The organism is Hyphomonas sp., assembly GCF_965284475.1.
Taxonomy (GTDB): Bacteria; Pseudomonadota; Alphaproteobacteria; order Caulobacterales; family Hyphomonadaceae; genus Hyphomonas.
The window spans coordinates 3,419,526-3,432,004 of the sequence record NZ_OZ260087.1; the positions used below are offsets into that span (position 1 = coordinate 3,419,526).

Annotated in this window: 12 protein-coding genes; 6 read left to right on the top strand and 6 right to left on the bottom strand. The window is 62.4% G+C overall.

What is annotated here, in order from left to right; all coding sequences use genetic code 11:
* Positions 1-70 precede the first annotated feature (70 nt).
* Positions 71-493, top strand: coding sequence for a heat shock protein HspQ (gene hspQ / locus ACQ66M_RS16615; protein ID WP_430405092.1), 423 nt, complete (start codon positions 71-73; stop codon positions 491-493).
* Positions 494-512: 19 nt separating this feature from the next.
* On the opposite strand, the gene ACQ66M_RS16620 is transcribed toward hspQ, so the two are convergent.
* The 3 genes from ACQ66M_RS16620 to rfaE2 form a co-directional block, all read right to left on the bottom strand.
* Entirely contained in the window at positions 513-2,291 is a 1,779-nt protein-coding gene (locus ACQ66M_RS16620) for an SLC13 family permease (RefSeq protein ID WP_430405094.1), read from the bottom strand.
* A 76-nt stretch (positions 2,292-2,367) separates the two neighbouring features.
* A complete protein-coding gene (locus tag ACQ66M_RS16625; protein ID WP_350172420.1) occupies positions 2,368-2,547 on the bottom strand; it encodes a hypothetical protein in 180 nt (59 codons plus the stop codon).
* Positions 2,544-4,010: a D-glycero-beta-D-manno-heptose 1-phosphate adenylyltransferase gene (gene rfaE2 / locus ACQ66M_RS16630; protein WP_350172422.1), complete on the bottom strand. Its 1,467-nt coding sequence runs from the start codon at positions 4,008-4,010 to the stop codon at positions 2,544-2,546. The genes ACQ66M_RS16625 and rfaE2 overlap by 4 nt, the downstream gene beginning before the upstream one ends.
* Positions 4,011-4,228: 218 nt before the next feature.
* Here rfaE2 and ACQ66M_RS16635 point away from each other — a divergent pair, with 218 nt between their 5' ends.
* The 5 genes from ACQ66M_RS16635 to ACQ66M_RS16655 all read left to right on the top strand — a co-directional run bounded on the left by ACQ66M_RS16635 (position 4,229) and on the right by ACQ66M_RS16655 (position 9,957).
* Complete coding sequence (locus ACQ66M_RS16635; RefSeq protein ID WP_430405199.1) at positions 4,229-5,686, top strand: cryptochrome/photolyase family protein; 1,458 nt, start codon at positions 4,229-4,231, stop codon at positions 5,684-5,686.
* Positions 5,683-6,999 (top strand): NAD(P)/FAD-dependent oxidoreductase, encoded by a 1,317-nt coding sequence (locus ACQ66M_RS16640; RefSeq protein WP_350172424.1) that lies wholly within the window; start codon positions 5,683-5,685, stop codon positions 6,997-6,999. Before ACQ66M_RS16635 ends, ACQ66M_RS16640 begins: the two co-directional genes overlap by 4 nt.
* Entirely contained in the window at positions 6,996-7,802 is an 807-nt protein-coding gene (locus ACQ66M_RS16645; protein WP_350172426.1) for a DUF1365 domain-containing protein, read from the top strand. The genes ACQ66M_RS16640 and ACQ66M_RS16645 overlap by 4 nt, the downstream gene beginning before the upstream one ends.
* Positions 7,799-9,022, top strand: coding sequence for a class I SAM-dependent methyltransferase (locus ACQ66M_RS16650; protein ID WP_430405096.1), 1,224 nt, complete (start codon positions 7,799-7,801; stop codon positions 9,020-9,022). The genes ACQ66M_RS16645 and ACQ66M_RS16650 overlap by 4 nt, the downstream gene beginning before the upstream one ends.
* Before the next feature lie 221 nt (positions 9,023-9,243).
* The gene (locus ACQ66M_RS16655) at positions 9,244-9,957 is read left to right on the top strand and encodes an SDR family NAD(P)-dependent oxidoreductase (RefSeq protein ID WP_430405098.1); all 714 of its coding nucleotides are present in this window, start codon (positions 9,244-9,246) and stop codon (positions 9,955-9,957) included.
* Here ACQ66M_RS16655 and ACQ66M_RS16660 read toward each other — a convergent pair.
* The 3 genes from ACQ66M_RS16660 to ACQ66M_RS16670 form a co-directional block, all read right to left on the bottom strand.
* On the bottom strand, positions 9,954-11,588 hold the full coding sequence (locus tag ACQ66M_RS16660; RefSeq protein ID WP_350172432.1) for a CTP synthase: 1,635 nt from the start codon (positions 11,586-11,588) through the stop codon (positions 9,954-9,956). The two genes, ACQ66M_RS16655 and ACQ66M_RS16660, sit on opposite strands and share 4 nt — an antisense overlap.
* A 63-nt stretch (positions 11,589-11,651) precedes the next feature.
* Positions 11,652-12,137 carry a preprotein translocase subunit SecG gene (gene secG, locus ACQ66M_RS16665; RefSeq protein ID WP_350172434.1) on the bottom strand — a complete coding sequence of 162 codons (486 nt, stop codon included), beginning with the start codon at positions 12,135-12,137 and terminating at the stop codon, positions 11,652-11,654.
* Positions 12,138-12,218: 81 nt separating this feature from the next.
* Positions 12,219-12,479: triose-phosphate isomerase (locus tag ACQ66M_RS16670; protein ID WP_430405100.1), on the bottom strand; the 261-nt coding region annotated here is incomplete at its 5' end.

The window sequence follows — 12,479 nt, forward strand, 5'->3', positions numbered from 1 at the left end:
AAATTGATGACTTGGGGCATTGTTATCACAGGAGCTGGAAATGGCTAGTGGACGCAAAAGCAATGGGTGGTTGAAATCCCTTTTTGGCCGCCGCCGTCGGCGCGCGGCGAAGCGCGCTTTGCTATTGACCCACCCGATAGACGAGAATCGTAGCTACAATGCCATGTCCACACATGTTGCCAAGTTCCAGATCGGCCAGGTTGTCCGCCACCGCATGTTTCCATTCAGGGGTGTAATTTTCGACGTGGACCCGCAGTTTGCAAATACAGCTGAATGGTATGAATCCATCCCTGAGGAAGTCCGGCCCCGCAAGGACCAGCCCTTCTACCACCTGTTTGCCGAGAATGAGCGCACCCATTATGTCGCCTATGTCTCCGAGCAGAACCTGCTGCCGGACGATTCCGACACCCCGCTCACCCACCCGGATATCCTCGACTGGTTCAACCTGACCGGCGGCGGCACCTACCAGCTCAAAAAGGGCGTCGCCAACTAGCACGCGCGCCTGTCGGCCCTCAGGCCAGGTAGAACAGGTAGATTGCGATGCTTGTCGCAAGCCCGACTATCAGGTTCATGGGCACACCAATCTTCAGGAAATCCGAGAACCGGTAATTGCCCGCCGCATGCACGATCGTGTTGGTCTGATAGCCGATGGGAGACGCAAAACTCGCGCTCGCACCAAACATCACGGCAATCACCAACGCGCGCGGCTCGATGCCCAGTCCCGTTCCCAGCACGATCACCAGCGGCGTCATGATGACGGCGACAGCGGCATTGGTCACCAGTTCGGTCAAAACGGATGTCAGCAGGTAGATCATCAACACCAGCCAGAACGGTGATGCGGTCGCCAGCATGGGCGTCATGCCGCTGACCAGCAGGTCCACGCCGCCAGATGATTCCAGCCCCTGTCCAACCATCAGCATGGCAAAGATCAGCGCGAGCACTCCGGCGTCCATCGCTTCGAACGCATCACTCAGCGACAGACAGCCAGACGCCAGCACCGCGCCTACCCCGATCAGCGCAGCCATCACCAGCGGAACGCCTGCAATGGCTGACGAAAGGACGACAGCCGCAAGAATGGCGATGGCCAGCGGCCCGCGCTTGCGCCGGAAGGGTTCTGCCTTGAACGTCTGGTCCACTACCAGCGCGCCTGATGACGCCAGCTCGTGCAGTTCGCTTCGGTTGCCGTCAACGATCAGCCTGTCGCCGGCCTTGAGCCGTGTAGTGGCAAGGTCCGGCCCGGGCGGGTTGCCGAACCGTGTCAGCCCGCGAACGGTCACGGCATGGTGCGACAGGTAGGAAATCTCCGCTATCCGCCGGCCGATATTGGGATCATTCGCGGCGACAGTCGCCTGTGCCCGTTCTTCCGGGCCGGCATCCGTCTGGCGCCGGCTGATGCCGATACGAAACAGTCCCGAGTCCACCAGGGTCAGCAGCTCCGTCAGGTCGGCCCGCAGGGTCACGCGGTCACCTGCCTTCAGCAACTCGTCGGCATCGCTCCTGGAGAAGCGGCGGCTCCCCCTGCTGTGGGACACGACGCTGATCCCTTTCTTGGAAAGCTCGGGCACTTCGGTGACCAGACGCCCGATAACCGCAGACTCCTCTGGAACAATCGCATCGGTCAGGTAGCGGATGGGTGCCTGCGTGGTTGTCGACCCTGCTGCGGTGCGGGGCAGCAGCACCCATCCCAGCCCCAGCAGAACGGCGAGCCCCGTTCCGAATGTGACCAGGCCAACCGGCGTGATCTCGAAAATGCTGAAGGCTTCCATGCCGGCATCCTGCGCCACGCCGGCGACCAGCAGGTTGCTGGACGTCCCGATCAGCGTGCAGGTCCCTGCGAGGATCGACACATATGACAAGGGAATGAGCAGCTTCTTTTCGGATATCTTAAGGCGTTCGGACAGCTCCATGACAATGGGCAGCAGGATGACAACCACCGCCGTATTGTTGACGAAGGCAGATGCGAAGGACACCGTCACGCCAAGCAAAAGCAGCGCGCCAAATGTCGACCTGTCTGCCACCTGCAGGACCGAACTCGCCAGCGCGTCCAGAACGCCCGTCCGTTTCAGCGCCGCTGCAAGAATGAACATGGCGCCAATCGTGATCGGCGCACTGTTGGAAAACGCCGACAGTGCACCGGGTTCATCCAGGAAGCCGAGCAGGATGAACGCTGCCGCCCCGATCATGGCAATCGCCGCCGGCGGAAGCCGCTCCATGAAAAAGCCGACAAACATGGCCGCAAGGATGCAAAGCGAGATAACCGCTGCATGGTCGGATAAAAAGGCTTGCATCATTTCTGACCCCCAACTCGAATGCGTTGGATTAAGCACTCGAGGCAGGCTGGGGTTGCGTTGCCGGCCGCATTTCTTTTCAGTTGACTGGCCCGGAATCGCTGCCTTCGAGAATGGCGATCACCGCGTCCCAATGCGCCAGGGCCTCCACATCGCCCTGCGCAGCCACTTCCGCTGCCCGCAGCGTGGCAATCACGCAGGCATCATCACCATACTGGCGAAGCAATTGCCCCGCGACGCTGGCGGCTACCTCACTCATTCGGCCCGCACATTCGCACGCTCGATTGCTGCCGTCGTCGACTGGCCGTCAACCAGCGGCACAATGTGCACCGTCCCGCCACGCGCCAGCACCACATCAGCGCCCACGATCGTCTCGATTGTATAGTCGCCGCCCTTGACCAGCAGGTCCGGCTGCAGCGCGGCAATCAGAATGCCGGGCGTATCTTCATCAAACACGACGACGGCATCGACCGCCGACAGGCCCGACAGGACACGCGCCCGTGATGCTTCATCATTGACCGGACGGCTCGGCCCCTTGAGGCGCTTGACGGACGCGTCCGAGTTGAGCCCGACGACAAGGCGTCCACAGCGTGCCTTGGCCTCCTCCAGCACCTTCAGATGGCCCGGATGCAGGATATCGAAACAACCATTCGTGAAGCCGACCGTCAGGTTGGAATCCCGCCACACCTCGACCTGCTCGACCAGCGTCTCCAGCGGCACATGTGACACGCCCCCATTGCGCAGGCCCATTTGCAGCGCCGTGTTCAGCTCGCTTGCCGACACTGTGGCCGTGCCTGATTTTCCGACGGCGATGCCTGACGCCGCAATTGCCAGTTCCACAGCGTCTGCCAGGCTACCGCCTGCGGCCAGCCCCAGCGCCAGCGCGGCGATGCTCGTATCGCCTGCCCCGGACACGTCATACACTTCGCGCGCCTCGCCGGACCGGTGCATCACGCTGCCATCCGTCTGTATGAACGACATGCCCTTGGCCGCGCGCGTCACCACAATCGCCTTCGCGGGCAACACGCTCATCGCCTGCGTCAGCGCCTCGGCTGCATCGCGGTCTGTCTCCACCGGCAGGCCCATCGCCTGGCCGAGTTCCACCGCATTCGGCTTCAGCAGGTCCACCGCGCCATAGCGCGAGAAATCCAGCCCCTTCGGATCGGCAATCACGGGAATGCCATGGGCGCGCCCGGCCGCGATGGCCGCCTCAATGACATGCGAGGTGATTGTGCCCTTGGCATAGTCCGACAGGATGATCAGGCTCGCATCCTTTGCCGCGTCCTCGAGCGACATAACAATGTCAGCCTCGGCTGTCAGGTCGATGGCTCGCGTATCCTCTGCGTCCACACGCAGCAATTGCTGCCCCCCCGCCACGAAGCGCGTCTTAAGCGTTGTAGGCCGGTCACGCATCACGATCAGGTCGGCTTCCACGCTGCCGATCTTGCCCAGTAATTCGGCCAGTTCGCGTCCCTCGGCATCGTCGCCCACCACGCCGATCAGCGCGGTGCGCAGGCCGAGCGTCGACAGGTTCCGCCCCACATTGCCCGCCCCGCCCGGCATCGCGGCTTCGCGCGTACGCCGCATGATCGGCACCGGCGCTTCCGGCGAAATCCGGTTGACCTGGCCATACACGAAACGATCGAGCATGACGTCGCCCACACAAACGACACGCTTGCCATTCGCCGCCCGGATCATGTCGATCAGCGTCTGCGTATCCATCAGCAGACTCCGGCCGGTCGACGGGCTTTACCTGCAATCAATGCAACAGGAAGGGGTGTCATTTCGAGATTTGCGGCCATGTCGGCGACTCCATTTGATCACCGGATATAGCCCTGCGGCGAGCGGGGTGAAACCCATGGCATCACCCACTGATCCAGAACCCGCTCTCGCGCGTAGTACAATGGTACGTCCACAAGCACGGATCTGGAGCTGAATTCCTGTCAAAGCCTGCCCCCGCCCTTTTCTGGTTCCGTGAAGACCTCAGATTATCCGACAACCCGGCCCTCAATGCTGCCGTTTCCACAGGTAAGCCCCTGATTTTGCTCTATATTCAGGATGATCAATCGCCCGGCCTGCGCCCGCATGGCGGTGCCTCGCTATGGTGGCTGGATAAATCCCTCGCCGCGCTTTCCGCCCGGACTGCCGAAGCCGGCGGCCAACTCATCTTGCGGTCAGGCCCCTCCGCCACGGTGATCCGGCACATAGTCGCGGAATCCGGCGCTGACAGCGTATTCTGGAACCGCCGCTACACAGAGGCCGAACGAGACCTCGACGCCAGCATCATGGAATCGCTCAAGCAGGATGGCGTCTCCGTCGCCAGCTTCAATGCGCGCCTGCTGACTGAGCCATGGACGGTCAAAACCGGCGCAGGTGGCTATTACAAGGTCTTCACCCCCTATTGGAAAGCCGTGCGCGCCGAATACCGGGCCCCGCAGCCCTGCCCCGCGCCAACCTCGCTCGCCGGCCCGGACATGGCCTCCGATATCCTCGCTGACTGGAACCTGCACCCGACCGGCCCGGACTGGTCCAGCGGGCTCGCCGACACGTGGACGCCCGGCGAGGCGGGCGCTGCCCGGCGCCTCGCGGATTTCCTCGAAGGTCCGGTCAACCACTATGCCGACGCCCGCAATCGCCCTGACATCAAGACCTCCACGTCCGGCCTGTCGCCCTATCTTCGCTTTGGCGAGATCGGCCCGGCCCAGGTCTGGCGCGCCGTCCAGCACGGCATCGCCGCTGGCCGCTTCGACGAATCCAGCGCCATGACCTTCCTGTCGGAAATCGCCTGGCGCGAATTTTCCTACGTCCTGCTGTTTCACAATCCGGAACTGGCCAGCCGGAATTACAATGACGCATTCGACCATATGCCCTGGCGCAGCGATGACTCGGCCTATGAATCCTGGTGCCAGGGCCTGACAGGATATCCGATGGTCGATGCCGGCATGCGCCAGCTCTGGCATACCGGCTTCATGCACAATCGTGTAAGGATGGTCGTGGCCTCCTTCCTCACCAAGCACCTGCTGCTGCCTTGGCAAATGGGCGAGGACTGGTTCTGGGACACGCTGGTCGATGCCGATCCAGCCTCCAATGCCGCCAGCTGGCAGTGGACGGCAGGCAGCGGCGCCGACGCAGCGCCTTATTTTCGCGTGTTCAATCCCATCACACAGGGTCAGAAATTCGATCCCACAGGCGCCTATGTTCGCCAATGGTGCCCGGAACTGGCCAACTTGCCCGACAAGTACCTGCACGCTCCGTGGGAGGCTGACGCCGCCACACGCTCCGCTGCTGGCGTCATCCTCGGCACGACCTATCCCACGCCCATTGTCGACCACAAGGCTGCGCGCGAACGCGCCCTCGACGCATATGAGACCCTCAAAGAAAGACGAGACGCCGCATGAAACGCATAGCTGTCATTGGATCCGGCATTTCCGGCATAGGCGCCGCCTACGCACTGAAAGACACAGCGGACGTCACCCTGTTCGAAGCCGATGACCGGCTCGGCGGGCACGCCTGCACCCATGTGTTTGACTATGACGGCCACGAAACCGCAGTCGATCTCGGCTTCATTGTCTATAATGGCCTGAACTATCCGAACCTGATCGGCTTTTTCGATGCGCTCAGCGTGGCAACGCAGGCTTCCGACATGAGCTTCGCCGTCTCCGATCGCCACGGCTGGGAATGGGCTTCCACGGCGCGCGGGATGTTCGCTCAGAAGCGCAACCTGCTCAATCCGGCATTCCACCGGTTCTGGCGCACGATCCTGAAATTCAACACCCTCGCCCGCACCGAACTGGCCGAAGGCAGGATCGAGGACACAACCCTTGGCGCCTGGCTCGACCGGCATGGCTTCGACCAGCCGTTCCGCTGCAACTATATCCTCCCCATGGGCGCTGCCATCTGGTCCACACCCGAGGCCGGCATGCTGGACTATCCCGCCCGAAGCTTCTTCCAATTCTTCGAGAACCACCGTCTCATGCACAAGGAGCGCCCCAAATGGCGCACCGTCACCGGCGGCAGCCAGACCTATGTGCGCGCCGCCGCCATGGCGCTGGGCGACCGCGTCCGCACAAGCACGCCGGCCATCCGTGTCTTCCCCTTCGGCGACAAGGTCACTGTGATCACTGCAGATAACCACTCCCACGTGTTCGACGACGTCATCATTGCCACCCATTCGGATCAGGCGCTCGCCCTCGTGGAGAACAGCTGCGAGGACCAGTCTTTCCTCCTGCGCTCGGTGCATTACCGTCCGAACACGATCTACCTGCACCGCGATCCCGCACTGATGCCATCACGCCGCAATGCCTGGGCCAGCTGGAACGTGATCAAGCAGGACAATGGCGACATCTGCCTGTCCTACTGGATGAACCGGCTGCAGGGCCTTGATGACAGCCGCCCGCTCTTCATCACGCTCAACCCGGAAGTGGCTCCGCGCGACGATCTCACCTTCCATGCCTATGAATTCGACCACCCCCAGTTCGATGCGGCAGCCGAGGCCGCCGTGCGCGGGCTGACACGCATACAGGGCCGGGACGGCATCTGGTTTGCCGGCGCATGGATGGGCCGCGGCTTCCATGAGGACGGCCTGAAATCCGGATTGTCAGCAGCCTTGTCGCTCGGCGGGCAGGTTCCGTGGGAGGCAAAAGGCGTGGACATCCGCCAGCCAACGCGCAAAACTCCCCTCATGGAGATTGCAGCAGAGGTGTCCGTTTGACGGTTCCGGCGCTCAATTTGTGGAAAGGCAAGACGGTACATGCGCGCTACGTGCCGTTCGAGCGGCGCTTTGCCTATGACCTCGCCCTGATGGATATCGACATTGACCGTCTTGACGAGGCAGACCGGCAATCCGCTCTCTTCTCTGTCGAGCGGCCCAACCTCTTCTCTTTCTCGCGCAATGATCATGGTGCGCGCGATGGCCTCCCGCTTCGCCCGTGGGCTGAGCAAATGCTCGCCACAGCAGGTGTCGCGCTTGACGGCGGCGCCATCCGCCTCGTCACCCTTCCCCGCCACCTCTTCTACAAGTTCTCGCCCATCTCGCTCTGGTACGGCTACGGCCCCTCCGGCGACCTGCGCGGCATTATCTACGAGGTCAACAACACATTCGGCGACACCCATGCCTACGTCGCCGCCGCCTCGGGAAACCGCTCGCAGCACGAAGCGGGGAAGGCCTTCCACGTCTCGCCCTTCTTCGATGTCACCGGCACTTACCGGTTCACCCTGCGTGCGCCCGATGACCGCCTCAGCGTTGTTGTTGAAAGCCTGAAAGATGGCGCACGCCTGCACATGGCCAACATCATCGTGCGGCGCCAGCCGGCAACCGCGCGCACCCTGCTCGCCACAGCCCTGTCGCGCCCCGTCTCGAGCCTTGGCGTCACGCTCGGCATCCACTGGCAAGCCCTGAAAATCTGGCTCCGCGGCGCGACGTACCACCCCCGGCCCACACCCCCGGAACAGGCCGCCACAGTGGCCATTGAATCACCTGTTGAAGACCAGCACATCAAGAAAGATGCCGCATGAGCGATCCCATCCTGGCCACGGCCCAGTCCATCCGCCGCCTCAAGGGCATCCCGGCCTCGTTCCGCCTTGCCGCGCTCGCCCTGCTGCGCACCCAGCACGGCACCCTGCAATTCACCCTGCCGGACCACCGCAAGATCCTCTACCGCAATGACGCGACCGGCCCTTCCGCGGAGATCATCATTCACGACTATAATTTCGTGAAACTCGCCTTCGCCGGCGGCGATGTCGGCTTCGCCGAGGCCTATATGGACAGCCAGTGGTCGACGCCCAATCTGACGAAAGTGCTGCAGTTCTTCTCGGCCAATTTCGAAGCTGCCGGACAGCTCGCTCGCGGCGGATTGGTCGTGCGCTGGGCCAATATGGTGCGCCACCTTTTCAACCGGAATTCCCGTTCCGGCGCCCGGCGCAACATCATGGCCCACTATGATCTGGGTAATGACTTCTACCGCCTCTGGCTCGACCCCAGCATGACCTATTCCTCGGCCATTTATGAAAGCCCGAACCAGTCGCTCGAACAGGCCCAGCAGATAAAGTACAGGAACATCTGTGACCGGATTGATGCTGGCCCGTCCAGCAGCATCCTCGAAATCGGTTGCGGCTGGGGTGGCTTTGCGGAATATGCCGCCAAGCATCGAGGCAGTCAGGTGACATGCCTCACCATTTCGCCGTCCCAGCGCGACTATGCCATGCAGCGCATGCAGCGCGAGGGCCTGTCCGAACGTGTCGACATCCGCCTCGAAGACTATCGCGACCATAAGGGCCTGTATGACGGCGTTGCCTCCATCGAGATGTTCGAAGCCGTCGGCGAATCCTACTGGCCGAGCTATTTCGCCAAGATTTTCGAAAGCCTCAGACAGGGCGGCAAGGCCGCGCTCCAGATCATCACCATTGATGACGATCTCTTCGCCAGCTATCGCAAGCGCGTGGACTTCATCCAGCGCTACATTTTCCCTGGTGGCATGCTGCCGGGCGAGACCGCGCTTAAGGAACAGTTCGCCAAAGCGGGCCTCCGCCATGACGGGGTCCACTATTTCGGCCAGGACTATGCCCGCACCTGTAATGAATGGGCCCGCACATTCAATGAAAAGTGGGGTGAGATCGCCCCCCTCGGTTTTGACGAACCCTTCCGGCGCATGTGGAACTTCTATCTCTCCTATTGCGAAGCCGGCTTCCTCGATGGCCGCATCAATGTCGGCCAGTTCGAAGTGTCGAAAGCCTGACCGGTATTATCCTCCCACGCCAGCGGTCGAGGCCGCCGCGCAGCGGTTGGAGGAGGAAAGGCAAGCGGTTTTCCAGCACACTTTGCTGCAGCCCCAACGTTCTGATCCGGCTTAAGCCGACCGCCTGCCCCGCGTGACATAAGTCCGGCATGTGGCGCCGCCTGAGCAGGGCGCTTTCCCTCTGGCGCGGCCGCCTTATGTTTCTCCAGAAGGAGCGCATCATGCAGGCGATCATATTCGGCGCATCGGGCGGCATTGGCCGCGCCCTGACGACCCGGCTGGCCGCGCGGCCGGACATGACCCTCGTGCACGCCGTATCGCGCTCGCCCGTCCCTGCAAGCCGCAAGATCACCCCCCATACGGCCGACATCACCCGTGAGACCGATCTCGAAACGCTTGCCGCCACGCTGAAAGCTGAAGGCCCCTTCGGCCTCGTCATCGTCGCCACCGGTCTCCTGTCAAACAAGAATGGCCTCAGCCCGGAAAAATCCAGCCGCCAGCAGTCGCTCGACGCATTCGAACAGGTCTTCCGCGTCAACACGTTCGGCCCGGCCCTGGTGGCGAAACACATGCTGCCGCTGATGCCCCGCAAGGGCCGCGCCGTGTTTGCCGCCCTCTCCGCCCGCGTCGGGTCGATCAGCGACAATCGCCTCGGCGGCTGGCATGCCTATCGCGCTTCCAAGGCGGCCCTCAACATGCTGGTGCGCAATTATGCGATCGAACAGGCGCGCATAAATAACCAGTTCATCGCAGTGACCCTCCACCCCGGCACGGTCGATACAGGTCTGTCCCAACCGTTCCAGTCGAATGTGCCAGATGCGCAATTATTCACGCCGGACCAGTCTGCGGAATACCTGCTGAACGTCCTCGACGGCCTGACGCCAGCCGACACCGGCAAATGCTTCGACTGGGCCGGCAAACAGGTACCCGCCTAGACCAACCGGCTCTGCTTCACCGCCGCGCCGATAAAGCTCGCAAACAGCGGGTGCGGCTCGAAGGGCCGTGATTTCAGTTCCGGGTGGAACTGCACACCGATGAACCACGGGTGGTCCGGCAGCTCGAAAATCTCCGGCAGCTTGCCGTCCGGCGACATGCCCGAGAACAGCACGCCCACCTTTTCCAGCTTCGCGATATAGCTCGCATTCACTTCATAGCGGTGGCGGTGACGCTCGGAAATATCATTCGTGCCATATATCCCGGCAACCCGGCTGCCCTCTTTTAGGCGCGCCGGATAGGCGCCGAGGCGCATCGTGCCGCCTTTGTCCGTATGCTCGTCGCGGACAACCTTCTCGTTGCCCCGGGTCCATTCTTCCATCAAGCCGACCAGCGGCGACTTGGTCGGGCCGAACTCGCTGGTCGATGCGTCCGCAATGCCCGCGAGGTTCCGCGCCGCTTCCACGACCGACAGCTGCATGCCGTAGCAGATGCCGAAGCATGGCACCTTGCGCTCGCGGGCAAACCGCGCCGCCCGCATCTTGCCGTGTGCGCCGCGCTCACCAAAGCCGCCGGGCAGGATCACGCCGTGTACGCCTTCCAGAATATCCAGCGGCGCATGTTCGTCATCGAACTGTTCGGAATCAATCAGGCGCACATCCACCTTGACCTGATTGGCGAGACCGCCATGTACCAGCGCTTCCATCACCGACTTGTAGGCATCCGGCACGTCCGTGTACTTGCCGACAAGGCCGATGCACACATTGCCGTCCGGGTTGCGGATCGTCTTGGCGATCCGGTCCCACGATGTCAGGTCAGGCTCCGGCGCATCCGTAATGCGGAAATGCCCCAGCACTTCGGTATCCAGCCCCTCGGCATGATAGGCCGCCGGCACATCATAGATATGGCCCACATCACGCGCCTCGATCACCGATGACGGGCGCACGTTACAGAAACTCGCAATCTTGCCCTTTTCCGTCTCCGGGATCGGCCGGTCGCAGCGGCAGAGCAGGATTTGCGGCTGGATGCCGATGGAGCGCAGCTCCTTGACCGAGTGCTGCGTCGGCTTGGTCTTCATCTCGCCCGCCGCCGGAATATAGGGCAGCAGCGTCAGGTGGATGAAGCAGGCGCGCTCGGGCCCAAGTTCCTGGCCCAGCTGGCGGATCGCCTCGAAGAACGGCAGACCCTCAATGTCGCCCACCGTGCCGCCGATTTCGCACAGCACGAATTCCACGTCATCACCCGGATCGGACAGCACGAATTCCTTGATGTCATTGGTGACGTGCGGGATCACCTGGATCGTCGCGCCGAGATAGTCCCCGCGCCGTTCCTTCTCGATGATGCGCTGATAGATACGCCCCGTGGTGATATTGTCAGATTGGCGCGCCGACACGCCGGTAAAGCGCTCATAATGGCCAAGGTCGAGGTCCGTCTCGGCCCCGTCATCGGTGACATAGACCTCGCCATGCTGGCGCGGGCTCATCGTGCCGGGGTCGACATTGAGATAGGGGTCCAGCTTGCGCAGGCGCACCTTGTAGCCGCGAGCCTGCAGCAGCGCGCCAAGTGCGGCGGACGCAATTCCCTTGCCCAGGGATGACACCACGCCGCCCGTAATGAAAATATAGCGGATCATGGGACTATCCCGATGCCGTGATTCGTTGATGATTGGCGCGGGCAAAATGCCCTGGCCGCAAATTTACTGGGGATTGCCCGTATCCGGCTCAGCCGGTGCGGGTGCGTCCTCGGGTGCCACATCGCCTTCCGGCGCGGGCGTATCGGTCTCGAAAGGCGCAGCCGGATCGGTCACAACCGGATCAGGCGCAGACAGGTTGCCCGCGCCGCCATCCTGGCCGTCCAGCAGAGGCGCCGACGGATCGAACAGGTCGACCGGTGCCGTGATCGCGCCATCATCATCTGCGCCCAGCGCGCGCTCTACATCAGAGCGCGTATCATTCTCGCGGTTGGCAATCGAGGTCAGCGTCAGGCTGGTAATGAAGAACAGGCCGCCGACGATGATCGTCGTGCGGACCAGCGCGCCCGCCGTGCCCCGGCCGGACATCAGCGAGTTGCCGCCACCGCCGCCGCCCATGCCAAGGCCGCCACCTTCGGACTTCTGAATCAGCACCAGCCCTGTCATGACGATACAGGCGAGGATATGTACGACGAGGATGACATTCTGCATGGTGCGTCCGGGTTTCCTGAAATCAAGGGGCCCGCATATCGCCTATAAGGGCGAACGCCAAGCCTCTCGCTTCAGTCTGCGCTAAATTGCTGCCCTGTAAATGGAGAGGAAATCCTCAGCCTTCAAGCTCGCACCCCCGATCAGGCCGCCATTAACGTTGTCCACGGCTAGGATTTCGGCCGCATTTCCGGGATTCATGCTGCCGCCATAAAGGATAAGTGTCGCCCCGCCAGCCGCGCCGAACCGGCCCGACAGCCAGGCCCGGATCGCGCCGTGAACTTCGGCTATCTGTTCCGTACTGGCCACTTTTCCCGTTCCGATGGCCCATATCGGTTCATACGC